This window comes from Phyllobacterium sp. SL163 (assembly GCF_049896885.1).
Classification (GTDB): Bacteria; Pseudomonadota; Alphaproteobacteria; order Rhizobiales; family Rhizobiaceae; genus Phyllobacterium; species Phyllobacterium calauticae.
Genome location: NZ_JAFCVE010000004.1, coordinates 418,306 through 443,332 on the forward strand (window position 1 = coordinate 418,306; position 25,027 = coordinate 443,332).

23 protein-coding genes and 1 other RNA gene are annotated in these 25,027 nt (G+C 60.9%); 8 read left to right on the forward strand and 16 right to left on the reverse strand.

From position 1 onward, the window contains the following. Positions 1–32: 32 nt before the first annotated feature. From murG to ACP7B1_RS11860, 15 genes are all read right to left on the reverse strand, one after another. Positions 33–1,142 carry an undecaprenyldiphospho-muramoylpentapeptide beta-N-acetylglucosaminyltransferase gene (murG, locus tag ACP7B1_RS11790; RefSeq protein ID WP_426136925.1) on the reverse strand — a complete coding sequence of 370 codons (1,110 nt, stop codon included), beginning with the start codon at positions 1,140–1,142 and terminating at the stop codon, positions 33–35. Positions 1,143–1,149: 7 nt separating this feature from the next. Next, complete coding sequence (gene ftsW, locus ACP7B1_RS11795) at positions 1,150–2,307, reverse strand: putative lipid II flippase FtsW (RefSeq protein WP_105732195.1); 1,158 nt, start codon at positions 2,305–2,307, stop codon at positions 1,150–1,152. Further along, positions 2,307–3,707: a UDP-N-acetylmuramoyl-L-alanine--D-glutamate ligase gene (murD, locus tag ACP7B1_RS11800; RefSeq protein ID WP_346308158.1), complete on the reverse strand. Its 1,401-nt coding sequence runs from the start codon at positions 3,705–3,707 to the stop codon at positions 2,307–2,309. The genes ftsW and murD overlap by 1 nt, the downstream gene beginning before the upstream one ends. A gap of 10 nt (positions 3,708–3,717) precedes the next feature. Then, complete coding sequence (gene mraY, locus ACP7B1_RS11805; protein WP_105732193.1) at positions 3,718–4,800, reverse strand: phospho-N-acetylmuramoyl-pentapeptide-transferase; 1,083 nt, start codon at positions 4,798–4,800, stop codon at positions 3,718–3,720. A gap of 24 nt (positions 4,801–4,824) precedes the next feature. Continuing rightward, positions 4,825–6,258: a UDP-N-acetylmuramoylalanyl-D-glutamyl-2,6-diaminopimelate--D-alanyl-D-alanine ligase gene (locus ACP7B1_RS11810; RefSeq protein ID WP_223612729.1), complete on the reverse strand. Its 1,434-nt coding sequence runs from the start codon at positions 6,256–6,258 to the stop codon at positions 4,825–4,827. Beyond that, entirely contained in the window at positions 6,255–7,724 is a 1,470-nt protein-coding gene (locus ACP7B1_RS11815) for a UDP-N-acetylmuramoyl-L-alanyl-D-glutamate--2,6-diaminopimelate ligase (protein ID WP_403176960.1), read from the reverse strand. The genes ACP7B1_RS11810 and ACP7B1_RS11815 overlap by 4 nt, the downstream gene beginning before the upstream one ends. A gap of 13 nt (positions 7,725–7,737) precedes the next feature. Beyond that, positions 7,738–9,399, reverse strand: coding sequence for a peptidoglycan D,D-transpeptidase FtsI family protein (locus ACP7B1_RS11820; RefSeq protein ID WP_288192470.1), 1,662 nt, complete (start codon positions 9,397–9,399; stop codon positions 7,738–7,740). 64 nt (positions 9,400–9,463) lie between these two features. Next, the gene (gene ftsL, locus ACP7B1_RS11825; RefSeq protein ID WP_288192400.1) at positions 9,464–9,904 is read right to left on the reverse strand and encodes a cell division protein FtsL; all 441 of its coding nucleotides are present in this window, start codon (positions 9,902–9,904) and stop codon (positions 9,464–9,466) included. A gap of 3 nt (positions 9,905–9,907) precedes the next feature. Next, positions 9,908–10,915, reverse strand: coding sequence for a 16S rRNA (cytosine(1402)-N(4))-methyltransferase RsmH (rsmH, locus tag ACP7B1_RS11830; protein WP_346308160.1), 1,008 nt, complete (start codon positions 10,913–10,915; stop codon positions 9,908–9,910). Then, on the reverse strand, positions 10,915–11,379 hold the full coding sequence (mraZ, locus tag ACP7B1_RS11835; RefSeq protein WP_346308161.1) for a division/cell wall cluster transcriptional repressor MraZ: 465 nt from the start codon (positions 11,377–11,379) through the stop codon (positions 10,915–10,917). Before mraZ ends, rsmH begins: the two co-directional genes overlap by 1 nt. 507 nt (positions 11,380–11,886) lie before the next feature. Beyond that, an RNA gene (rnpB, locus tag ACP7B1_RS11840) (RNase P RNA component class A) lies at positions 11,887–12,318 on the reverse strand. A gap of 93 nt (positions 12,319–12,411) precedes the next feature. Continuing rightward, complete coding sequence (locus tag ACP7B1_RS11845) at positions 12,412–13,134, reverse strand: lytic transglycosylase domain-containing protein (protein ID WP_426136926.1); 723 nt, start codon at positions 13,132–13,134, stop codon at positions 12,412–12,414. Positions 13,135–13,347: 213 nt separating this feature from the next. Beyond that, positions 13,348–14,112, reverse strand: coding sequence for an N-acetylmuramoyl-L-alanine amidase (locus ACP7B1_RS11850; protein ID WP_346308163.1), 765 nt, complete (start codon positions 14,110–14,112; stop codon positions 13,348–13,350). After that, a complete protein-coding gene (locus tag ACP7B1_RS11855; protein WP_346308164.1) occupies positions 14,099–14,818 on the reverse strand; it encodes a DnaJ family molecular chaperone in 720 nt (239 codons plus the stop codon). Before ACP7B1_RS11855 ends, ACP7B1_RS11850 begins: the two co-directional genes overlap by 14 nt. A gap of 131 nt (positions 14,819–14,949) precedes the next feature. After that, on the reverse strand, positions 14,950–15,339 hold the full coding sequence (locus ACP7B1_RS11860) for a hypothetical protein (RefSeq protein WP_288192394.1): 390 nt from the start codon (positions 15,337–15,339) through the stop codon (positions 14,950–14,952). Between the two features lie 212 nt (positions 15,340–15,551). On the opposite strand from ACP7B1_RS11860, the gene ACP7B1_RS11865 reads away from it, so the two are divergent. From ACP7B1_RS11865 to ACP7B1_RS11890, 6 genes are all read left to right on the forward strand, one after another. Continuing rightward, positions 15,552–16,058 (forward strand): GNAT family N-acetyltransferase, encoded by a 507-nt coding sequence (locus ACP7B1_RS11865; protein WP_346308165.1) that lies wholly within the window; start codon positions 15,552–15,554, stop codon positions 16,056–16,058. A 108-nt stretch (positions 16,059–16,166) separates the two neighbouring features. Continuing rightward, on the forward strand, positions 16,167–16,610 hold the full coding sequence (locus ACP7B1_RS11870; RefSeq protein WP_223612719.1) for a MarR family winged helix-turn-helix transcriptional regulator: 444 nt from the start codon (positions 16,167–16,169) through the stop codon (positions 16,608–16,610). After that, positions 16,607–18,298, forward strand: a complete 1,692-nt coding sequence (locus ACP7B1_RS11875; protein ID WP_346308166.1) for an MFS transporter — start codon at positions 16,607–16,609, stop codon at positions 18,296–18,298. The genes ACP7B1_RS11870 and ACP7B1_RS11875 overlap by 4 nt, the downstream gene beginning before the upstream one ends. Positions 18,299–18,302: 4 nt before the next feature. Next, a complete protein-coding gene (locus ACP7B1_RS11880; protein WP_346308167.1) occupies positions 18,303–19,340 on the forward strand; it encodes an HlyD family secretion protein in 1,038 nt (345 codons plus the stop codon). A gap of 147 nt (positions 19,341–19,487) precedes the next feature. Then, a complete protein-coding gene (locus ACP7B1_RS11885; protein ID WP_346308168.1) occupies positions 19,488–20,741 on the forward strand; it encodes a DUF3419 family protein in 1,254 nt (417 codons plus the stop codon). A gap of 5 nt (positions 20,742–20,746) precedes the next feature. Beyond that, positions 20,747–21,403 carry a class I SAM-dependent methyltransferase gene (locus ACP7B1_RS11890; protein ID WP_346308169.1) on the forward strand — a complete coding sequence of 219 codons (657 nt, stop codon included), beginning with the start codon at positions 20,747–20,749 and terminating at the stop codon, positions 21,401–21,403. A gap of 155 nt (positions 21,404–21,558) precedes the next feature. Here the strand turns inward: ACP7B1_RS11890 and ACP7B1_RS11895 are convergent, their stop codons facing one another. Then, complete coding sequence (locus ACP7B1_RS11895; RefSeq protein ID WP_223612714.1) at positions 21,559–22,581, reverse strand: hypothetical protein; 1,023 nt, start codon at positions 22,579–22,581, stop codon at positions 21,559–21,561. A 246-nt stretch (positions 22,582–22,827) separates the two neighbouring features. On the opposite strand from ACP7B1_RS11895, the gene ACP7B1_RS11900 reads away from it, so the two are divergent. Further along, the gene (locus ACP7B1_RS11900) at positions 22,828–23,655 is read left to right on the forward strand and encodes a glycoside hydrolase family 25 protein (RefSeq protein WP_223612713.1); all 828 of its coding nucleotides are present in this window, start codon (positions 22,828–22,830) and stop codon (positions 23,653–23,655) included. A gap of 237 nt (positions 23,656–23,892) precedes the next feature. After that, positions 23,893–24,987 (forward strand): lytic murein transglycosylase, encoded by a 1,095-nt coding sequence (locus ACP7B1_RS11905; RefSeq protein WP_403177755.1) that lies wholly within the window; start codon positions 23,893–23,895, stop codon positions 24,985–24,987. Positions 24,988–25,027: the final 40 nt, after the last annotated feature.

Here is a 25,027-nt window from a genome sequence, read left to right on the forward strand (position 1 = left end):
AAACTTCAGAAGGAGACGAGGTCATAGCGAACTCATCTCACCGCAAGGGATTGGCCGGATGCAATAGCCTCTGTGAGGTCGGCAAGCAACCTTGCAGCGTCCGGCTTGCCCGTCGAGCGGGCTTTTTCCGCAATAAATGCCAGCCGCGTCGGTTCGTGCATGGCGCTGGTCAGGATATGGGCGATCCGCTCCGGCGACAGTTCCGACTGCTTGATGACATCGGCTCCCCCCGCGGCCTGCAAGGCAGCGGCATTGGCCGCCTGATCATGGTCAAGCGCATGCGGGAAGGGAACCAGAATAGCCGGGCGGCCGATGGCGGCGATTTCCGACACGGTCGAGGCGCCGGAACGCGACATGACGAAATGCGCATCGGAAATGCGCCGCGGCATATCCTTGAAGAACGGCGCGACCTCGGCCTTGACGCCCATGGCCTGATAGGCGGAGCGCACCTGCGCCTCGTCCTCGGCGCGGGCCTGCTGTGTCAGCACCAGACGGGCCCGGTCCTCCGGCGACAGAAGCTGGATGGCAGCGGGAATGGCAGTTGAAAAGTATGACGCGCCCTGACTGCCGCCGAACACCAGAAAATGAAACGGCTGGTGCGCCTGCGACGCCTTGTAGGCGTTGCCGACTTCCGCCAGCACGGCCGGGCGAACGGGATTGCCCGTCACCACGATCTTGCCGGCATAGGGGCCCTCGCCCTGCGGCAGGAACCCGCCGGCAATGGCATTGACGCGGGCAGCCAGCGCTTTGTTGGCACGGCCCATCACGGCATTCTGTTCGTGGATGAGCGTCGGGATTTTCAGCGCCGTCGCCGCATAGAGCGGCGGCAGGGTCGGATAGCCACCGAAGCCCGCCACCAGCTTCGGCTTCAGGCGCCGGAACAGTTTGCGGGAATCGAGATTGCCCTGCCAGAGCGTCCAGAAGGTGCGGACGAGAGAAATCGGGTTGCGCCCGCCGATGGTGGCCGAGCGCACCATATGGATTTCCTTGGCCGGAAAGCTCCCGGCGAACCGTTCGGCGCGGTCATCGGTCGCCAGATGGATATCCCAGCCGCGTTCGATCAGCACATGCGCCAGCGCTTCCGCCGGAAACAGGTGCCCGCCCGTGCCCCCGGCACACAGAACAATAATCCCCTTCGACATCAGTCCCTCAGATAGCGTTGGCCAGTGACGGCGTTTTCGTGTTTGCCAGCGTCGCCGATCGCCTGCCCTCGGGTCTGCGCCTTGTCAGCGCCAGCAGCAGTCCCGTCGAAATGGCCACCGAGATGAGCGACGAGCCGCCATAGGAGATGAACGGCAGCGTCATGCCCTTTGCGGGCATCAGGTGCAGGTTCACCGAAATATTGATGATCGACTGGAAGCCGAACAGGATGACGAGGCCGGAGACGGCAAGGCGGGTGAAATCGTCCCGCTCCTTCAGCGCGATCGACAGGCCACGAATGACGATGAAGGCGAAGATCAGCACGATCAGCAGGCAGAGCGCGATGCCATACTCCTCGGCGGTCACCGAGAAGATGAAGTCCGTGTGGCTGTCAGGGATGATGCGCTTGATGGTGCCTTCGCCCGGGCCCTGCCCGAGCCAGCCGCCACGGATGATCGCCTCGCGTCCGGCATCCACCTGGAACGTATCGCCTTCGCCGGTCATGAAACGGTCGATACGGCCCGCCACGTGCGGGAAGATCGTGTAGGCGCCGAAGAAACCGGCAACGCCGAGAACGCCAAGGCTGATGATCCACAGCCACGGCACACCGGCCATGAAGAACATGGCGCCCCAGGTGATGGCGGTCAGAATGGTCTGGCCAAGGTCGGGCTGTGCCACCAGCAGTGCCGCGACAACGCCGAACAGCACCATGGAGAAGAAGTTGCCGGGGATATCCTTGCGCCGCTCATTCTCGGAAAACAGCCAGGCGCAGACAATGACGAAAGCCGGTTTCATGAATTCGGATGGCTGGATGGAGATGCCGGCCAGCGACACCCAGCGGCGTGCGCCCTTGACTTCGATGCCGAAGAACAGGGCGCCAACCATCGCCAGCATGGAAAGACCGAGCAGGATGATGGCAAAGCGCCGGATGGTGCGCGGCGCCATGAACGACACGGCGAACATGACGAACACCGCAGGCACCATGAACATCGACTGGTGCTTGACGAAGTAAAAACTCTCAAGGCCGATGCGCTCGGCAACGGCGGGGCTTGCGGCAAACGAAAGCAGGATGCCGAGGCCCATCAGGCTGAGGCAGGCTGCCAAAAGGAAACGGTCAATCGTCCACCACCAGTCGGCTACGGGTCCACGGTCAATGCGGCTTACCATCAATTCGCTCCCTGGATAGGTGATGCGCCCGCAAGCGCCAATACGGCGGAGCGGAAGGCCTCGCCGCGTTTCTCGAAATTCTGAAACTGGTCGAAACTGGCACAGGCGGGCGACAGCAGAACCACAGCTTCCTGCGATCCGTCGCCGGCCGCATCGCGCGCGGCATGTTCCACCGCGGCAGCGATCGTGCCTGAAATTTCATACGGCGCCGCCTCGCCCAGCGTTGCCGCGAATTGCGGTGCCGCCTCGCCGATCAGATAGGCCTTGGCGATACGCGGGAAAAAGCCGGACAGCGAGGCAATGCCGCCTTCCTTGGGCAGGCCGCCGGCAATCCAGTAGATACGCTGGAAGGACGACAGCGCGGGCGCGGCCGCATCCGCATTGGTCGCCTTGGAATCGTTGACGAACAGCGTCCTGCCCTGCCGCGCCACCTGCTCCATGCGATGCGCGAGGCCGGGAAAGGTTTTGAGGCCCGCATTGATCTCATCCGCCGAGAGGCCGACGGAACGGCAGGCGGCAAAGGCTGCCAGCGCGTTCTGCGCATTGTGCTCGCCGCGCAGCGACCCGATGCCCTGCAGCGAGGCGACGGCAGTTTTCGCGCCGTTTTCAGCGAGATACAGCGTCGCCCCGTCGGCGAAATAGCCGTTCGGGATAGGCAGGCGCTTGGAGATGCGGATCACCGGTTTGCCGGCACGCTCCAGCCGGTCGGCAATCGCCGCGCAGAAACTGTCGTCGACACCGACAATCGCCGTCTCGCTGCCCGCCACCAGCCGTTCCTTGATCTCGGCATAGTGCTGCATGGTGCCGTGCCGGTCGAGATGATCCGGCGTCAGGTTCAGAAGGATACCGGCGGTTGGATTGATCGACGGTGCCAGATCGATCTGGTAGGACGAGCATTCCACGACATAGTGGCGGCCATCCGCTGGCGGCTCCAGCGTCATGACGGCGGTGCCGATATTGCCGCCCAGCTGCATGTCGCGGCCCGACGCCCTGATGATATGGGCGATCAGCGCCGTCGTCGTCGACTTGCCGTTGGTGCCGGTGATGGCGATGAACGGGCTGTTCTTTCGCGCCAGATTGCGCTCGCGCACGAAGAGTTCGACGTCGCCGATGATTTCAACGCCTGCGGCGCGGGCGAGATCCACCGTCCAGTGCGGACGCGGATGGGTCAGCGGCACGCCGGGCGACAGAACGAAGGAGGAAAACTGCTTCCAGTCGACGAGACGCAGGTCACTGGTTTCGATGCCGGCAGCCAGCGCCCGCGCAACGCTTTCGGGATTGTCGTCCCAGGCGATGACCTTCGCACCGCCCGCGGCAATCGCCTTTGCCGTCGCAATACCCGAACCGCCGAGCCCGAAGAGCGCGACGGTCTTGTCCAGCATGGAGTGGGCAGCGATCATGCAACTGGCCTTATCTGAGCTTGAGTGTGGAAAGGCCGATCAGCGCGAGAATGACGGCGATGATCCAGAAACGGATCACGACCTGGCTCTCGGTCCAGCCCTTCTTTTCGAAATGATGGTGGATCGGCGCCATCAGGAACACGCGTTTTCCCGTCAGCTTGAACGAGGTAACCTGGATGATGACCGACATGGCTTCCATGACAAAGACGCCGCCAATGATGGCCAGAACGATTTCGTGCTTGGTGGCAACGGCGACGGCACCGATGAGACCGCCCAGCGCCAGCGATCCGGTATCGCCCATGAAAATGGCGGCGGGCGGTGCATTGAACCAGAGAAAGCCGAGACCCGCGCCGATGACAGCGCCGAGAACCACGGCGAGTTCACCCGTGCCGGGTGTGAAATGGATCTGCAGGTAATCGGCAAAGATCGCATTACCGGCGAGGTAGGCGATCACCCCGAACGAGGCCGCGGCGATCATCACCGGAACGGTGGCAAGGCCATCGAGACCGTCGGTGAAATTGACGGCATTGCCCGCGCCGACCATGACGAAGGCGGCAAAGGGAACGAAGAAAATGCCGAGATTGAGGATCAGCTGCTTGGCAAAGGGGAAGGTCAAGGACGAAGAGAACGGTTCCTGCCCCGCCCACATGATGGCAAGACCGGCGAGCGCAGCGACCAGAAACTCGATGCCGAGGCGCGCGCGGGCTGAAAAGCCCTTGAACGACTGTTTGCTGACCTTGAGATAATCATCGTAGAAGCCGATGGCCCCGAAGCTCACGGCAACCAGAAGCACGACCCAGACATAGATGTTGGACCAGTTGGCCCAGAGCAGCGACGAGATCAGGATACCGGTCATGATCATCAGGCCGCCCATGGTCGGCGTTCCGGCCTTCTTGAAGTGGGTTTGCGGGCCGTCCGCACGGATCGGCTGGCCGCGACCCTGCCGGACACGCAGGGAGTCGATGATGCGGGGACCGAACAGAAACACGATCAGCGCCGAGGTGATCAGCGCGCCGCCGGTCCTGAACGTGATGTAGCGGAACACGTTCAGAAATTGGATATGTTCCGCCAGACCGGCCAGATAATAAAGCATAGACTATGTCCCCATCCCGTAAGCTCACTCGGCAGGACCGGCGGGCTCCACGGCGTTGTACTTCTGTAGGATTGCCTTGACGATCCGGACAAAACCGATTCCTTTCGATGATTTGATCATGATCACATCACCGGCCCTGATCGTGTTCAGCAGATTTGACTGCAATTCGTCGACGCTCTGCCTGTATTCGGCGTGAAATTCAACCGGCAAGGCGGCTTTAAGCGCCGCCATTTCAGGTCCGCCAAGAAAAACCATGTTGATATGATTGGCCGTGATGACCGGCGCCAGGTCCGCATGCAGCTTCGGCGCCTGCTTGCCGAGTTCCAGCATGTCGCCGAGCACGGCAATGCGGCGCCCCTTACCCGTGGGCACGGCGGCAGCCAGAAGCTCTATCGACGCGCGCACCGAAGCCGGATTGGCGTTGTAGCTCTCATCGATCAGCGTGAACGTGCCGTTGCCGATTTCGAGCAGATGGCGCGCACCGCGCCCGCTTTCCGGCCGCAGCGATGCCAGCGCCAGCGTGACCTTGGTCATGTCGGCGCCGGTCAGATGCGCCGCGCCGAGCACTGCCAGAACGTTCTGCACGATATGCCTGCCCGGAGCGCCGACCTTGACGACGGCTTCGGAACCGGCAAGCCGCACGGTCATGCAGGAGCAGGCATCGTGCAGCTTGAGCGCGCGCAGGCGGTAATCCGCCCGGGCATTCTCACCAAAACTCTTGATGTGCTCGACACCGGCATTGCGCGCCAGCGTTTCCAGAAGCTTGTAGTGCTTGTCGTCGCGATTGAGCAAGGCATAGCCGCCGGGTACAAGCCCTTCAAAAATCTCGGCTTTTGCCGTCGCGATTTCCTGCAGGTTCTTGAAATGTCCAAGATGCGCCGGAGCGATCAGCGTGACGATTGCCACGTGCGGGCGAACCATTTTCACCAGGGGGCGAATCTCGTCCGCATGGTTCATGCCGATTTCAAAAACACCGTAATCCGTGTCCTCGGGCATGCGGGCGAGCGTCAGCGGCACACCCCAGTGATTGTTGAACGAGGCAACCGATGCATGCACCTTGCCCGAATCCGCCAGGACGTGCCGCAGCGCTTCCTTGGTGGTCGTCTTGCCGACGGAGCCGGTCACGGCGATGATCTGGGCATGGGAGCGTTCGCGCGCCGCAAGGCCGAGCCGCGTCATGGCTGCCAGCACGTCATCGACCACGATCATCGGGGTCTTGAGTTTGCCGAGCGCAGGCAGCTTCACTTCCGCAACCACGAGCAGCGCCGCACCGGCGGCCACCGCCGCCGTGGCAAAATCATGCCCGTCGAGCGCATCGCCCTTGATGGCGAAGAACGCCTCACCCTTGCGCAGGGTGCGCGTATCGATGGAAATCCCGGTAATGCCTTCGGGCAGCGCGCCAACCGGACGGCCGTTCATGGCCTCAATCATGGCTTCGGAGGTCCAGAGCAGACTCATGGATTGCGCTCCCGGGCCAGACGGTCCTTCAGGGCCTGGGCGACTTCCGTGTGATCGGAGAACGGCAGCACGACGGTGCCGACGGTCTGGCCTTCTTCGTGGCCCTTGCCCGCGACAATCAGCGTATCGCCGGATTTCATCATGGCAACCGCCACGCGGATCGCCTCATGCCGGTCGCCGATCTCCTGCGCGCCGGGAGCGGCGGCGAGAATTTCAGCGCGGATGGTGGCGGGAACTTCCGAGCGCGGATTGTCGTCGGTCACAATGACGACATCGGCAAGGCGGGTGGCGATTTCGCCCATCATCGGGCGCTTGCCCTTATCGCGGTCGCCGCCGCAGCCGAACACCACAATGACGCGCCCTGTCGTGAAGGGACGGACCGAGGTGAGCACGTTTTCCAGCGCATCGGGCTTGTGGGCGTAATCGACATAGGCGGGCGCCCCCTCTTCCGTCGCACCGACGAGATCGAGCCGTCCCGGCGCGCCCTTCAGCCGCTCAAGGCCGCGCATGGCGGCGGCCGCGGGAACTCCGGTGGCAATGGCAAGCCCTGCGGCCACAAGACCATTGGCCACCTGGAAATCTCCTGCCAGCGGCAGGGTGATCTCAAAGATTTCGCCGGCAATCTGCACTTCCACATGCTGGCGGAACCGCTCATGCTCGACACGCTTCAGCGTGATGAATTCGCCCTTGCGGCCGACCGTCAGAACCTTGCAACCGGCTTCGGTGGCCGCCGCAATGGTCGGCTTGGAAAAGGGATCGTCAGCGAAAATGACGGCGGGCGCGCCCTTCGGCAGCAGTTCCCTGAACAGACGCAGTTTGGCGGCGTGATATTCCTCGACCGTCGGATGATAATCCATGTGGTCACGGCCAAGATTGGTGAAAGCACCGGCCGACAGCTTCACACCATCGAGGCGGCGCTGGTCAAGGCCATGCGACGAGGCTTCCATGGCCGCATGGGTGACACCCTCTTCCACCAGCTCGCTCAGCAGCTTGTGCAGCTCGACGGGGTCGGGCGTGGTCAGCGAACCGTAATCATTGCGCGTCGGCGAAACCACGCCTGTCGTGCCGATGCTGGCCGAGGCGAAACCGGCATTGGCCCAGATCTGGCGGGTGAAGGATGCCACCGATGTCTTGCCGCTGGTGCCGGTGATGGCGACCATCACATCCGGCTGCACCCGGTAGAAGCTGGCAGCCGCAAGCGCGAGCGCACGGCGCGGATCGTCCACATAGATGATCGGGGCGGAGACGTTGCTCAGCTTGGAATCGCTGGCGGCAACGATGATCGCAGCGCCGCGTTTTGCTGCATCGGCGGCATAAACGCTGCCGTCCGCCTTCGAGCCTTTCAGGGCCGCGAAGAGGAAGCCGGGCTTGACCTCACGCGAATCGGAAGTCAGGCCATTGATCGTCGTTTCCCCGAATTCGGAGATTGCCAGGGCAGGTATGCCGTTCAATTCTTTCAGTTTCATGACCGAATCTGCTTTACTCATCACTGTCGTAGGAAACCTGCAATGGCGCGACTTGTTGGCCGAAATCGGGCTTTACCCCAAGAAACGATGCGGATCTGCGGATAATTTCCGCCACCATGGGTGCCGCGTTGAAGGCTGCGATACCGCTGCTCTGCCCTTCGGCAGGCTTTGGTTCGTCGATAATGGTCAAAACGACATATTCCGGTTTTTCGATCGGAAAGGCCGCCACGAAGGCGTTGAACCGCAGATCCTTGGCATAGCGGCCATTGACGACCTTGTCCGCCGTACCCGTCTTGCCGCCGACGCGGTAGCCCTTGACGTTGGCGTTGCGGCCCGAGCCGGTATCGCCGTTGAGCTTGTAGAGATATCGCATGTCATCGCTGGTTTTCGGCTTGATGACCTGTTCGGCCATGGTCTGTGCCTGTTCCAGCGTGCGCGGCAGGAAGGTCGGTTCGATCAGCCGGCCGCCATTGACCAGCGCCGCGGCGCCGACCGCCGTCTGCAGCGGTGTCGTGGCCATGCCGTGGCCGAAGGAGATCGTGATCGAATTCACCTTCTTCCACACTTTCGGCGAATAGGGCTTGGCGACCTCGGGCAGTTCCGTCTTCATCGGATCGAGCAGGCCGAGACGCGTCAGGAACGCCCGGTGATTTTCGATGCCCACCGCATCGGCTTCCCGTGCCGAGCCGATGTTGGAGGAGAAAACGAAGACTTCCGGCAGGGTCAGCACACGCGCCTTGCCGTGGAAATCGTGGATCGTCTGGCGGCCGATGGTGATCGGGCGCGTCGCATCATAGGTGGTGTTCAGTGTTGCCCCATGGTCGAGCGACATGGCTGTCGTGAAGCTCTTGATCGTCGAACCCATCTCGTAAAGACCGGCCGACATGCGGTTGAGGTGGTCCTTGTCGAGCGCATTGAACGGGTTGTTCGGATCAAAATCCGGCGCCGAGGCCATAGCCATCACTTCGCCGGTGTTGACGTTGAGAACAACGGCACCCGCCGCAATGGCGCGGTACTTCTGCATCGCATTGACCACGACGTCGCGCACCACGTGCTGGACGCGCAGGTCGATCGACAGGCGCACCGGCGCCAACGAACGCCCGTCGGCAAGGCCGACATCGCGCAGGTCCGACAGCCCCTGTGAGTCGATGTACTTCTCCATGCCGGCAATGCCCTGATTGTCGATATTGACGAGACCAAGGATATGCGACGCCGTCGGGCCGCCGGGATAGAAGCGTGATTTCTCCGTGCGGAAGCCGATACCGGGAATGCCCAGCGCCATGATCTGGCTCTTCTGCTGCGGTGTCAGGCCGCGCTTCAGCCAGGCAAAGCCTGCGCCGCTCTTCAGACGGCTGTAGGTCTGTTCGAAGTTGAGATCCGGCAGGACGGTCGACAGCAGCTCATAGGCTTCATCGGGATCGATGATCTTGCGTGGCTCGGCATAGAGCGATGCGGTCTTGATATCGGTTGCCAGCACTTCGCCGTTACGGTCGAGAATATCCGGACGCGAGGCTAGAACGGTGCCGGTCGGACCGTTATAGCCGGTGGTATCCTCCTGCATCCCGTAGAAAATCAGGCGTCCGCTGATAACGCCATAAATGCCGATAAAGCAGATCATGGCCATCATCACGCGGTTGCGTGCGCGATTGCCCGTCTTCTTCTTGCGCGCATCCATTTCGAATGCCGGTGCCGTTCCGTTTTCCAGCTGCGCTGTTTTCCGCTTGATCCAGATGCCCATCTTAATGCGCCGCCCCCTTCGGTTTCGCGCCGGGGACGGCCGCAACGGTTGCCCTGCGCACGCTGCCGGTCTTGATCGTATCGGTCTTTTTCACGGCTGGCCCCGCATCGGCCTCGGTGATGAGGTTGGCGACGTCATCGATCTTTTCGGCGGCGGGCTTGGCTTTCGGAATCTCGTTGATGTTGGCGATCTGCTGCGCCTCGACCGGCTGCAGGTTGAGCTGCCCCTGGAAGGAGGCAACCAGCTTCTGCAGGCGGTTTGGCTGCGTCAGCAGGCTCCAGTCGGCCTTCAGGAGGTCAATCGTATCCTTCTCGTCGGCGATCATCCGCTGGATCTTGTGCACTTCCGTCATCTGCTTTTCAGCATCGTGCTTGATTTTATAGGTGATGCCGGCCGCTGCGATCATCAGCCCGATCAATATGATGTCGAAGGTGCGCAGCATGGATCAGCTCCTCGCCGTTTCATGAAAATGCGGAAGATTGGGCAGGCCGTAGATCGAATGATCTTCAGCCAGCGGCGGGTTTTCGGTGCGGATGGCCGCACGCAGCTTGGCCGAGCGCGCACGCGGATTGCTTTCCGTCTCCGCCTCGGTCGGCGCAACCACGCCCTTGCCGATGGGGGTGAAGCTTGCCAGACGCACCTGCACCTGCGGCAGATGGCGCGAACCGCCGCTCGAACCGGCGCGGTCGTTGAAGAAGCGCTTGACGATGCGGTCCTCGAGCGAATGGAAGGTCACGACAACCAGGCGGCCGCCCGGCTTGAGCGCCCGCTCGGCCGCATGCAGCGCGCGGACGAGTTCGCCCAGTTCGTCATTGACGAAAATGCGCAGTGCCTGGAACACGCGCGTTGCCGGATGGATCGGAATCTTCGGATTGCGCCCAACCAGCGCCTCGATGGCATTGGCCAGATCGCGGGTGCGGTGAAAAGGCTCGGTGGTGCGGCGCTTTTCGATCATGCGCGCGATGCGGCCGGCATGGCGCTCCTCGCCGAGGAAATTGAAGATGCGGGCAAGATCGCCCGTCTTGAGGCGGTTGACCACGTCGGCGGCGCTTGGGCCTGAACTTGACATGCGCATGTCGAGCGGACCGTCCTTCTGGAAGGAAAAGCCGCGCTCGGCCTCGTCGATCTGCATGGAGGACACGCCGATGTCCAGCACGATGCCGTCGGGAGCACCCAGCAATGCAACCTGATCCAACGTGGAAAACGCGCCCTGCACCAGCGTGAGGCGGCCCGCATGGGCCTTTTCCAGCGCCCGCCCGGCTTCGATAGCCGAGGGATCGCGGTCGATGGCCGTCACCGACGCGCCGGTATCAAGAATACGGCGGGTATAACCGCCCGCACCGAACGTGCCGTCGATGATCAATTGACCGGGACCGGGCTTCAGTGCGGCGATGACTTCATCGAGCAGGACGGGTATGTGGCGCGCTTCATCCTGACCGCCCGCACCCGCCATCACCTGTTTCCTGTCTGATTGTCCAGATTTTCCAGCCGCCGCCGCTCCATCAGGCGTTGACGTACCTTTGCCCGATGCGTTTCGAACTGCTCCGGCTGCCACATCTGAAAATGCGTGTTCGCCCCCGCAAAGGTCACATCGGTCGTGATGCCCGTATGCTCGCGCAGGAAATCCGTCACCGTGATCCGTCCATCCGCGTCCAGCTTGAGAAAGCCGCCATCCGCATGCAGGTAGAAAGACATATCGTCTGCCATTTCGGCGAAGGGATCCTCGCTCTCCAGCCGCTTGTCGAAGCGCGTCAGCAGATCCGGTCCGCCCGCATCGAGGGCAGGAAGATGCAGGGAGCGCAGGGCGTACAGCTCCGTGTGGCCGGCCTGCTGGATGATCGAACGGAAATGCGCCGGCACGGAAACCCGTCCCTTCGCATCGATCCTGTTCGTCACATGTCCGAGGAACCGGTTCAAAACGCAACACCGCCGTTTCCGCCACGAAGGCCTGTTTCATTTCTACCCCTGCTCCACCCCTGGGAGCCCCATCAATAGCCGCGGAAGCATTGGCCGAACGGGCCGAATGCAAGCCCTGGCATGCCAAATCCAATGTCGGGAAACACCGTGTCGACTGAACGCTACTGATGAAACCAATCGATATCATGGGGCACTATGGGCGTCAATGGGATTAGAGAACACATGGTGGGAGCAAGCCTGCAATCAGACGCACTTCCGGCGATTCTGAATTTATGGCTCATTAAGCTTAATGAACGGTTAGGAAACCGGTTGGGCGGCACGATTGAAGCCTTTGCGGAGGCGTGGTGCGTGGTTCGACAAGCGCACCATGAGGCAAGTGATTTGGTGACAAGCCCAATCGGAAAGATCGCAGAACTTGGCTTCCTGCAATCCTCATCTTTCCTCATGGTGAGCTTGTCGAACCACGCACGATGCATCTGCAGTCGCGTGCAACCGTAAGAAGGATGAAGTGTCAGCTGGCCTGTAAGCCGGGTTCTGTATGGCCGGACTTGCGTCCGGCGCGGCAGCCATTCATCTTGGACGGATGTTGCCATCCGCCTCCTGCAACCTACCCGGACGACTGACCGGAAACTGATCGCCAGGCTTTCGCCTGACACGCCGTCCCTATTCGGTTTTGCTCCCGGTGGGGTTTACCTTGCCGTTCCTGTTACCAGCAACGCGGTGGGCTCTTACCCCACCCTTTCACCCTTACCCCGTCATTCCTTGCGCCCAACCGGCAATGATCCGGCGCAACGAAAGACGGGGCGGTTTCCTTTCTGTGGCACTTTCCCTGGGGTCGCCCCCGCCGGACGTTATCCGGCACCGTGTTTCCCTGGAGCCCGGACTTTCCTCACATGCCGCCTTTCGGCTTCTGACATGCGCGGCTGCCCGGCCAGCTGACGAAGCGTATAAAAGGGTTTCGCAGCAAAAACGCAAATGAAAAAGGCCGGATTGGTTATCCGGCCTTCATCTTTGAATAGGTCACCAACGGTTTTAGTTGGAAGCCATTTCCATTTTCACCTTGGCGCAGTAGTTGGCCGAGACCGGATTCATGCGCGTTGCGCCATGACCGGCATTGTAGCGCAGGATGGTGCCGCAGGTCGTGCCGTTGCCGAGCTTGTGCGCCCCGGCAAGATATTTCATGCCCCAACGGATATTGGTTTCGGGATTGTAGAGCGCCTGGCGGGTGCCGGTGTAGCCAAGGCCGCGCGCCGTTTCGAGCTTGATCTGCATCAGGCCGATTTCGCCGGCGCTGCCGGTCATGTCGGCGCGGTAGTTGCTTTCCACCCGGACCACGGCATTGGCGAGGGAGGCCGGGACGCCGTAGGACGCGGCGTAGGAATTGATGATCGTCGTATATTTCATCGATCCGGCGGCCGATGGGATGCTGCCCGTTGTCATCGTGTCGACATTGGCGAGATTCCTGTGGCGCACCTTGGTTCTGAGCCGGACCTTGGTTTCGACAACCGGACGCTTAGATGACGCCAGGGTCTTCTTGCTGGAATGGGTCTTTACGACGCTCTTTTTACCCTTGCTTGCTGTCTGGGCAGTCTTGGCGGATTTCCCGCCTTCTTTATCCTTTTCCGCTGCGGCCCGCTTGGCCTTGAGGTAGTCCATCAGGTTTGTCGGCTCTGCCGGACTGCTGTATGCTGAATTTGCGCCAAAGAAGGCCGTCGCCCCAACAAGGGCGAGAATCATACCAAATTTTTTTGTCATCGTTTTCCGTCTAAATCGCTTGGGCAATACGAGCGCACTGCCGGACCCCGTTCCGCGCCAAAAATCTAAAAGGGCATTACCGGAACAATGTCCAAGGATGTGACGGTCCAATGCAGCCGAATATGGGTCGGCCAAATAACAAAGTGTAACACATTGAAATATATAGGTTGCAGTGCACAAATAAACGCCGGGAAAGCGTTTTTTTACAGGGAGTTAAGCATGAAGCGCGGGAAGTGCGGAAAGTACCCGATGCAGGGTTTCGATGGTTGACATGTCGGCGACTCCGTCGACTTTTTCCGGGCGAAAATGGCGCTGGAACGCTAAAATGCCTAATTCTGTCGACCGTCCGAACACACTGTCGATAGGCACATCATAGCCGTAGAGCGCCAGCATGCTCTGCAAAGCCTCGACCGGCTGACCCTGGTCGCCGAGGGAAAAGAAGCGTCCGCCGCGAACCGGCGATGGCTGTACCCAGTGCCCCACGCCAGCATTGTAGAGGATCGGCCACGGGAATTTTTCGCCGGGATCGATCTTGCGTGCGGGCGCGATATCGGAGTGGGCGAGCACGTTTTCCGGGCGCATCTTGTGGCGCGACACAATCCCCTTGCACAGGTCAATCACCGCGTCGATCTGCGCATCGCCGAAATCGGGGAAATTCAGCAGCGGTCCCCCATTGACGATCTCGATGCCGATGGAGCGGGAATTGATATCCGTCTCGCCCTTCCAGTAGCTTTGTCCGGCATGCCAGGCGCGCTGGCTTTCCGGCACGAGCTGAACGACGCGCCCGTCCTCGTGCACGACGTAATGGGCGGAAACTTCGCTTTGCGGGTTGGTCAGCCAGCCCTCGGCCGCCTCCCCGGTTTCCATGCCGGTATAATGCAGGACGAGATAGGACGGATGCTTGCCGTCCTTGCGCGGGCCAAAATTCGGTGAGGGATGCACTTCCGCGCGTAAATGGTCCGGTTTAAACGCGTTCATATGCCTTCAAATCTTTTTCGACTTTTTCCCAGGCCGCATTGATAGCGGCAATGCGCTGATTGGCAATAGCGACGAATTCCTCCGGCACGCCGCGGGCAATCAGCATGTCCGGATGATTTTCCCGCACCAGCGCCCTGTAGCGCTTGCGGGCGTCTTCGAAACTGACATCCCGCGCCAGACCGAGAACCACAAACGGGTCCGCCTGTCCCCGCCCGACATGCCGTGCCAGAATGCTGTCGAACTGGTCTTCATCGAGCGCGAAAATCTCGGCGACCGTGCCCAAGAAGATCAGTTCCTTGTCATGCAGCGAGCCGTCAGCCTTGGCGATGTGGAAAAGGCCGTCGAGAATATCTTCGAGCATCTTGCAGTTCGGCTTGCCGGTACCGCACAGGGAGGCCAGTTGCGCCGCATAGGTCTCGTAACCCGCCACATCCTGCTTGGCGAGATTGTAAAGCCGGGTCACCTGATCCTGGTAGCGCGGCGGAACATGGAAGATCTCGTGAAATGCCTTGACCTCGACTTCGGTGACGACACCGTCAGCCTTGGCCATTTTGGCCGAGAGCGCAATCATGGCGATGGAGAATGCGACACGCCTGCGGGTTTCGGGGTCTCCCTCGAAGGCCGTGCGCACGGCTTCGATGATGCTGGAGAAAGCATCGATGGCAGTGCTGGTAATGAAGTCGCTGATACGGCGCCAGATTGACATGGTACTGTTTTATTCAAATTCTTTCGCAATTGCGAGAGCCATCTGGAACAAGCCGGGCAGACCGGTTGCCGCACCTGTCAAAATGCAATGGCCGGCGCGAAGCCGGCCATTCTTATCGGGGATAGCGGCTCTTACTGAACGCCGAGCGTGTCCTTCATGACTTTTTCTGCAGCATCCGCAGCGGCCTTGATCTGGTCGGCCGTCTGGCCGGCAGCCTTGGCCGCATCTTCGGCAGCCTTGCGGGCGGTGGCGACAGCAGCCTGTTTCTGCTCAGCCGTCATGGTCGCAGCCTGCTCTTTCAGCTTCTTCAGAGTATCCGCCGCATTCATCGGCGCTGCTGGCGCTGCGGGTGTCGCCGGAGCCTGCGTTGTGGACGGCGTTGCCGGAGCGGCAGGCTTGGCCGGTGTTGCAGCAGGCTGTTCGGTCGCTGCCGGAGCCTTCTTTTCCTCTTCCTTCTTGCCGCAAGCGGTCAGTGCAAGAAGCGAAACCATACCAAGTGAAATAAGTAGTTTGCTGTTCATGGGTATACCCTCTCCGTTTCAACCAAATACGTCCCTCACGCAGTTATCTTACCTCAATTGAGGCAAAGTTGGGTCTTGTTTTAAAGTTCGGTTAACTTTTCATCGGAGAGCCGCAAAATGGGCAGTAATCCCGGCGTTTCCGGTGGGTTGTGCCAAGCCTGTTCTTTTGCAAAACTTGCCCTATCCGATCCCACGCCAGCAGAGTGCCCCGCATGTCCCATACCCCTTTGATTCGCGTCCTGACGGCGCACGATGCCGCCGCCTTCCAGGCCCTGCGCCTGCATGGCCTTGAGAGCACACCGGAAAGTTTTGGCTCGAGCTACGAGGATGAGGTCGGCCGCACGCCCGCCGAGATTGAGCGCATGCTCGACGGCAGGCCCAATGCCGTGTTCGGTGCCTTTGCCGGGACCGAACTGGTCGGCATGGCCGGCTTCGCGACGACGGCCAAGGTCAAACAGAAGCACAAGGGCCTCTTGTGGGGCGTTTTCGTTCATGCGGACTGGCGCGGCCACGATCTTGGCAGGAAGCTGACACTGGCGGTCATCGGCCATGCCCGGGATCACGTCGACACACTGCACGCAACGGTCATGGCAGCCAACCTGCCCGCCCGCACGCTCTATCTCGGATTGGGCTTCACGGTTTTCGGCTTGGAAAAGGATGCCCTGCGTATCGACGGCCAATCCTACGATGATGAATTGCTGCGGCTCGATTTGCGTTGATACCGCAGGCAAAAATCGTCACGCCATCTTGAAAATGAAACGGATTGGGTTTATATCGCCAGATAATAATTAGCACACTACTTATTGTCTGGCTATGATATGACCCCGATGACGCCCCGCGATACCTATATTGACGAGCTTTCGAAAGTCAGCCGCAAGATCCGCACATTGTTCGATGCGCGGGTCAAACAGCGCGGTCTTACCTTTGCGCGCGCCCGGACCATGATGCTGCTCGACCGCATGGAAATCCTCAGCCAGAAGGATCTGGCGGAGGAATTGGAAATCGAAACGCCCACCATGGTGCGGCTGCTCGACGGCCTGGAAAAACAGGGCTTTATCGAGCGGCGCTCCGTGGACGGCGACCGCCGCGCCAAGCAGATCGTCATGACGCCGCTGGGTGCGGAACTGGCCAGCGAGGTCAGCCAGCTGGCGCAGGAATTGCGCGCAGAGTTTCTGAATGGCGTGGACGAGACGGCACTTGTTGCCGGACTTGAGGTCATGCGTGCCATCAACCGCAACATCGGCGACATGGACAAGGATCAGAACGGATGATCCGCGAGGCAGAATTCGTCGGGTATGACCCGCTGAAGCTGCAACCGGAACCGCCGGAGGAAGCGGTGCTGCCCGCTGCAACGCCGCCGGCCCCGCCACCCGCCATCAGCCCCTACCGCTCCGCCATCTATATCGCCGCCTCGACGCTGCTCTCCCTCACGCAAGGGCTGGGCATGAACCTCATCGCCACCAATGTGGCGCAGATCCAGGGCTATCTCGGCGCAACCAATACCGAAACCACATGGCTGATCGCCGCCTACATGGCGCCGAATGTCAGCCTTTCCGTCGCACTGATCAAAATCCGCAACCAGTATGGCTTGCGCAACTTTGCCGAACTGAGCATTGCCGGTTTCGTTCTCGTTTCGCTGATGCACCTGTTCGTCACCGACCTGCAATCGGCCATCATCATCCGCTTTTTCAGCGGCGTTGCCGCATCGCCCATGTCGAGCCTCGCTTTCCTCTACATGCTGGAGGCCTTTCCGCCGGCGCGCAAACTCACCGTCGCCGTGTGCCTCGTCCTCACCAACATCTCGCTCGCCTCGCCGCTCGCCCGGCTGCTGTCGCCCACCCTTCTGGAATTCGGCCAATGGCAGGGTCTCTACATGTTCGAGATATCGCTTGCCTTCATCGCCTTCGCCACGATCTACCTGCTGCCGCTCACACCCGTGCCGCGCGCCAAAGTCATCGAAAAGCTCGACATTGTGAGCTACCTGCTGATTGCCATCGGCTTTGGCTGTACCGCCGTCGTGCTCGTGACCGGGCGCCTCTACTGGTGGGCGGAAGTGCCATGGCTCGGCATTCTTCTCGCCATTGCCGTCATCACGGTCACCACGGCGGTCGTCATCGAACTCAACCGGGAAAAGCCCCTGCTCGACATCCGCTGGATCGCCAGCCGGGAAATGCTGCATCTGGCAGGGACGATCCTGCTGTTCCGGCTGATCGTTTCCGAGCAATCCACCGTTGCCACCAATTTCTTCCAGAACCTCGGTTTGCTGAACGAGCAGATCGCCGCGCTCTATGGGGTGATGATGGTGTCGATGATCGTGGCAGGCCTGTGCTGCGCCGCGGTGATGAAGCCGGAACGCGGCCCTGCCATCCATGCGGTGGCGCTGGTCTTCCTGATCGTCGGTTCCTACATGGACAGCCAGGCGACAAACCTGACGCGCCCCGACAACATGTATCTGAGCCAGGCGCTGATCGCGGCGGCCACGGCCATCTTCCTGCCGCCCGCCATGTCGGCCGGCCTTACCTCCGCCCTGAAACGGGGGCCGAGCTATATCCTCAATTTCATCATCGTATTCCTGGCGACGCAAAGCCTCGGCGGATTGCTCGGAACCGCCGTCTTCGGCAGCTTCGTCACGATCCGCGAGAAATTCCACTCCAACGTGCTGGCGGAACATATCGTCCTGTCCGACCCGCTCGTCGCCCAGCGTGTCACGCAACTGGCGAACGGCTATGGCCGGGTCATCACCGACAAGGCACTGCTCAATGCCGAAGGGATCGCGCTCCTGTCGCTGCAGACGACGCGTGAAGCCAATATCCTTGCCTATAACGACGCATTCTTCCTCATTGCGGCGATCTCGTTCTTTGCCCTCGTCGCCCTTCTCACCCATGTCGGCTTTCGCTATGCCGCCGGAAAATTCATGGCTCCGCGCGTGACCGGCGAAACCGCCCAACCAAGTTCATAAGATCATGTGCCGATTGCTCCGCAACACCGCCACCCTCACCGCCATTCTTCTCGGCCTTCTCGGCCTTGTGCTGGTTCTCTATGCATGGCGGCTGCCGCCCTTCAACAGCAATGTTGAGATCACCGAGAATGCCTATGTCAAAGGCTACGTAACCCTCATCAGCCCGCAGCTCAGCGGATACATCGTCGACGTGCCGGTGCAGGACTATCAGCAGGTCAAGGAAGGACAGCTGCTGGTACGGATCGATGACCGCATCTATGCGCAGAAGCTCGAACAGGCCAAGGCGACACTGGCAAGCCAGCAGGCAGCCCTCAGCAATTCGACCCAGCTGGAAAGGGCGGCGGAAGCGCGTATCGGTTCCAGCCAGGCACAGCTCGACAGTGCCAATTCGGGCCTGCGGCGCACGCAGGCCAACTGGGCCCGCATCGAACCGCTTGCCATCAAAGGCGTCATGACGAAGAGCGATGCCGATCAGGCCGAAACCGCGCTGGAACAGGCACAGTCGGCGGTCACCCAGGCGCAGGCGGCGCTGGAAGTTTCCAAGCAGGACCTGGAGACCATCAAGGTGAGCCGCGGCTCGCTGGAAGCCGCCGTCGGCGGAGCCGTGGCAGCCGTCAATCTCGCCGAGATCGACATGACCAACACAAAAGTCCTCGCACCGCGCGACGGTACGGTTGGCGAAGTGGGTGCGAAACTCGGGCAGTACGTGACCGCAGGAACGCAGCTGATGGCCGTGGTGCCGCCGGATGTCTGGATCATCGCCAACTTCAAGGAAACTCAGCTCAGCGATATCAGGATCGGCCAGCCCGTGACGTTCACGGTGGACGCACTCAATCGCAAGCGCCTGAACGGCCATGTCGAGCGCTTCGCGCCGGCCACCGGCTCGGAATTCAGCGTGCTCAAGCCCGACAATGCGACCGGCAATTTCACCAAGGTTGCCCAGCGCATTTCCGTGCGCATCTCCGTCGATCCCGGCCAGGACCTGGCGCAGTATCTGGCGCCCGGCATGTCGGTCGTGGTGCGAACCGAGCTGGAAAAATAGGTTTGCGCCGTGTTTTTTTCTAATGCCACGGGGGTTTAGCCGCATAAGCAGAATCAATCCGGCAGGCACGTGATTCAAAACCGTCACGGCTTTGTTACATCGAAATGTTAGGCGGAGAGGAATTTCCAACAAAGGGGATTCGATCCGATGCCGTTTGCGAAACAGCCCGACAGCGCCACGGCGCCGCGGCATGAAAAAGTTCAGAACGCCGTACGCCAGAACAGGCTCCTGTCAAAAGCCGGACTTTCCGAACGGCTGTTTGCCCATGTCTTCAAGGGCCTCGTCTATCCCCAGATATGGGAAGACCCGGAGGTCGACATGGAGGCGCTGCAGATCCATTCCGGCCATCGGATCGTTACCATCGCGTCGGGCGGCTGCAATGCCATGTCGTACCTGACCGCCGATCCCGCCAGCGTCGAGGCGGTCGATCTGAACACGGCCCACGTGGCGTTCAATCGCCTGAAACTCGCCGCCGTCACCCGCCTGCCCAACTACGATGCCTTTTACCGCTTCTACGGCACGGCGGACGACAAGGCGAACCTTGCCGCCTATGAACGCTTCATCCAGCCGCATCTCGACGGCACCAGCCGCGCCTATTGGGAAAAGCGGATGCTGTCCGGCCGCCGGCGCATCACCATCTTTTCGCGTGACCTCTACCGGCATGGCCTGCTCGGACTGTTCATCGGCATGGGTCACCGCGTTGCAAAACTCTACGGCATCGACCCCCGCGACATCCTCAAGGCAGCGACGATCGAAGAGCAGCGCGCCTATTTCGACCGCGCCCTCGCCCCGCTTTTCGACAAGCGGATGGTGCGCTGGGCAACCAAGCGCAAATCCTCGCTGTTCGGCCTTGGCATCCCGCCGCAGCAGTATGATGCACTGGCAACGGCAGGCGACGGCAACATGGCGCTGGTGCTGCGCCGCCGCCTGGAAAAACTCGCCTGCGGCTTCCCGCTGTCGGAAAACTATTTCGCCTGGCAGGCCTTCGGGCGCGGTTACAGCGACAATGCCGAAACCGGCCCGCTGCCGCCCTATCTCTCACGCAACAATTTCGAGAACGTGCGCGACCGCGCCGGGCGCATGAGCGTCGTCAACGCATCGTTGACGGAGTTCCTCGCGGCCAAGCCCGCAGGTTCCGTCGACCGCTTCATCCTGCTCGACGCGCAGGACTGGATGAACGACAAGCAGCTGAACGAACTCTGGCATGAAATCACCCGCACGGCCGCTGCCGGCGCGCGCGTCATTTTCCGCACCGCGGCCGAGCCCACCATCCTGCCGGGCCGCATCGACGACGCCCTGCTTGCGCGCTGGGATTACCGGGAGGAACAGTCTCTCGACCTGCATGCCCGCGACCGGTCGTCCATCTATGGCGGCTTCCATCTCTATCTGCTCAAGGATTGACACCGATGTTTGCCAAGATCGAACATGGACCGCTGATGGATCGCGTCTACCGGCACCAGCGCCACTTTTATGACGCCACGCGCAAATACTATCTGCTCGGACGCGATCCGATGATCGCAGGCCTGATGCCGCCGGCCAATGGCAGCATCCTGGAGATCGGCTGCGGTACCGGGCGCAATCTGGTCATGGCCGGAGCCGCTTATCCCACGACAAAGCTCTATGGCATCGACATTTCCAATGAGATGCTGACGACAGCCCGCAAGAAGGTGATGGCTGCCGGCCTGGGCGAGCGCACCGAACTTGCCTATGCCGATGCGGCAAAATTCGATCCGTCCGCCCTGTTTGGCCGCGCCCAGTTTGACCGGATTTTCATCTCCTATGCGGTGTCGATGATCCCGCAGTGGGAAAGCGTCATGCGCGAAGCGGTCAACCATCTGGCTCCCGGCGGCCAGCTGCATATCGTCGATTTCGGCGATCTCGCGGACTTGCCCGGAGCCGCGAAAACCGCCCTCTACAAATGGCTCGAATGGTATCACGTCACGCCGCGCAACAACCTGTTCGAGGTTGCGCAGGACATCGCAGCCGCCACCGGCGCGCACGCCGAAGCACGACGGCTCTATCGCGGCTTTGCCTGGATTTCGATCATCAGCCGCCCGGGCTGAGGCAATCATCCCGCCGTGCGTGGTTCGACAAGCTCACCATGAGGGAGATTGAGGATTGCAGGGAGCCATATTCTGCAACTTATCAGATTGGCACTGCCGCCAAACCACCTCCCTCATGGTGAGCTTGTCGAACCACGCACAACAGGATTGTCCCCCTATTTGCAGAGATCGCCCTTGGCGACAACCGAGCTTGGCGCAGCGAGGCAGTAGAGCTTGGTGATATTGGAGGACGTGCGCTCGCCGAGCGGATTAGGGTCCAGTTCATCGCCGCTTTGCGATTGCAGCAGCTCGCAATCGCTGCGCAGCAGGCACATTACCGGGATACGCGCCATCGCCGTCGCTGTCTTGAACATGCCGCGCCTGCCGTCCATGGCACCTGTATTGTGCACGCGGTACCACTGGTGCGTGCGGGAAATGCGGTAGAACGAACGCGGGTTCGAGAGGATGGCGAGCCGCGACAACAGGTCGTTATCGGCGAAAAGATCGACGACCTGCCCGTCATAGGGCTCGGTCAGCCGGAAATTATTCGATACGAACGTCGAATTGAAGACAATCGCCGCCGTGCACGGAAACGCCGCAGCCATGTGCCGGGCAAGGCCTCCGCCCAGTTCATGCCCAACGGCGATATAATCGATGGGCAAGCCGTCCGAATTCTTCTGCGCCTCGGCCCTGACCTTGGCAAACTCCTGGCGTGCGGTGCGGTACTGATCCCATGGGTTGATGATCTGGGTGAAATAGCTCAGCTCGCTGATGAACCCCGGAATGCTCGCCAGACCGTCGGCACCGCGGAACACGATCATGTAGGACATGCGGTCCGAACTGCGGCGGCGATAGACTTCCGCGTAAAATCCGCCTGCCCTGGCGATGGGGTCGCCAAACGGCTCCCAGCCGAAATATTCGGTCTTCAGGTCAAAATGATGCCGGGCAATCGGCTTGTAAACGTTCGACGCATAGGCGGCATAGACACCGAAGTAATCCGAAATCAGCTCGTTGTTGTAGCCGGGATAGCCGCGGTAGTTCTTCCAGAAGCTCGGCACCGTGGGACGAACGCAGTTTTCCGCATGGCTGTTGCCGATCCCCAGCTCCGGCCGGTCGATCGTCACCCATGCAGCCACCGTCGCATTGGCAAGGCCAATGACGCAGATGACAAGTACAGCCCAGCCAATTTTCCTGATCATACGCTTCCCCGGATCGGTCAAATGGCCGTGCTGCCAGAACGTTTGCCGCCTGTTATATCAAACACGAAGATGTGACCCATCATACCCCGCAACTCTCATACAGATATCACATTGAAAAATCATGACAAAGGAAAGGCATACTACCATCAACCATAATCTCCGCCGGTCATGATCTGTTAAGCATAATGCCGCATGAGTGGAAAAATAAGGAATGCCCCTTCACGATTCGAGTACGGACCGCCATTGATGAAGCGACTTGCTGCTGGATTATTGACCCTTCTTCTCGCCGGTTGCACGACGGTCGACTACGATTTTTCCGATGCAAAGAAGCGGGCCTCGCCTGCCCCGCTGCAACAGATCGCAGCGCCCGCGGGCAAGATCAATGCGCCGCGTTTCAACGACAGCAATCCGCATGACTGGAAAGGCAGAACGCCCTGGCACTACCCGGTGCACGGAACGGACGTCTCCAAATACCAATCGACCATCGATTGGGCGGCCGTGCGCGGCAATCGCATCTCGTTTGTCTTCATCAAGGCCACGGAAGGGGCGGACCGGGTCGATGACCGCCTCGCCGACAACTGGCAGGCCGCACGCGCCGCAGGCATTCCGCGCGGCGCCTACCACTTCTACTATTTCTGCCGTACCGCCAAGGAACAGGCGCAGTGGTTCATCCGCAACGTGCCGAACGATCCCGGAGCCTTGCCGCCGGTGCTCGACATGGAATGGAACGCCGCATCGCCGACGTGCAAGCTGCGCCCCAATGCGGCGGTGGTGCGCAGCGAAATGCGCGTCTTCATCGACATTCTCGAACGCCATTACGGCAAGCGGCCGATCATCTACACCACCGTCGACTTCTTCGACGACAACGACCTGCGGCAACTGGCCGGCTATCCGTTCTGGTTGCGCTCGGTTGCAGGTCATCCCGATGAAAAATACGGGCCGCATCCCTGGACGTTCTGGCAGTATACCGGAACCGGCTCCATCCCTGGCATTCGCGGCGATGCGGATATCAATGTGTTTGCCGGTGACGAAACCGCCTGGAAGCAGTGGCTTGTGCGCAACAAGGTGCGATAAAGTCACACCGGACCTCTTCTCGCAATTCTGTGACTTCACGAGGGGGACATAATCGTGCATTAGCAGGACAAGCTCGCGCGCCTGCTGGCGCCCCCTGTTACCAACGAGATTTCCCTGATGAACAAACTATCGATCGCTCTTGCCGCCGCACTCCTTTCTGCGACAAGTTCTGCTTATGCACTGGACCAGATCAACCACCAGCAACCGGCAGCTGTAAAACCTGCCTGCGGCGGCGAGATGGAACCCTGGTTCAACGGCCTTATCGCCGAAGCAAAAGCGGCAGGCGTGACCGACAAGGGCCTCGGCGAACTTCTCAAGGCATCGCTTGACGACAAGGTTCTGCAGCGTGATCGCGCCCAGGGCGTATTCAGCCAGACCTTCCTGACATTCTCGACCCGCATGGTGTCGGATTACCGCCTCAAGCAGGGTGCAGCCAACCTGAAGAAATATGCCGATACATTTGCCAGGGCAGAGTCCGAATATGGCGTGCCGGGCCCGGTGATTGCCGCCTTCTGGGGGCTGGAAACCGATTTCGGCGCGGTGCAGGGCGATTTTGACACGCTGAACGCGCTGCTCACCCTCTCCTTCGATTGCCGCCGTCCGGAGTTGTTCCGGCCGCAGCTGATCGCCCTGCTCAAGCTGTTCGACAAGGGCGTGGTCGATTCCAAGACGACCGGCGCATGGGCGGGCGAGATCGGCCAGATGCAGATGTTGCCGACCGATTATCTGGAGCGTGGCGTCGATGGCGACGGGGACGGCAAGGTCGACCTCAAGAACAGCGCGCCGGACGCCATCATGACGGCGGCCCGCGTGCTGCACGATCTCGGCTGGCGCAAGGGCGAGCCCTGGCTGGAGGAAGTCAAGCTGACCCGGGATCTCCCCTGGGAAAACGCATTGCGGACAAACCGCCTCCCCCATTCCAAATGGGCCGAATGGGGTGTGATGGGCATGAAGGGACCGCTCGGTCCCGACAATGGCGATGCATCCCTCCTGCTGCCGATGGGCCGCAAGGGACCGGCATTCCTGTCCTATGCCAATTTCGACGTTTTCGTCGAATGGAACAAGTCCATCATCTACGCGACAACCGCCGCCTATTTCGCCGCGCGCCTTGCCGGTGCCGGTCCGCTTGAGCCGACCACGCCGGAGACGGGCCTCACGCAGGAACAGATGAAGGAACTGCAGACCAAGCTCGCCGCCCGCGGCCACGATATGGGCCCGAAGATTGACGGCGTGTTCGGCATCCTGACCCGCGATGCCGTGCGCGACGAACAGATGCGCCTCGGCCTGCCTGCTGACGCCTGGCCCACCCCGGAATTGCTCAGCAAGCTCTGAGAGAGCTAGGGTCAGGACCTATTAATCTGGTCGAAATGGC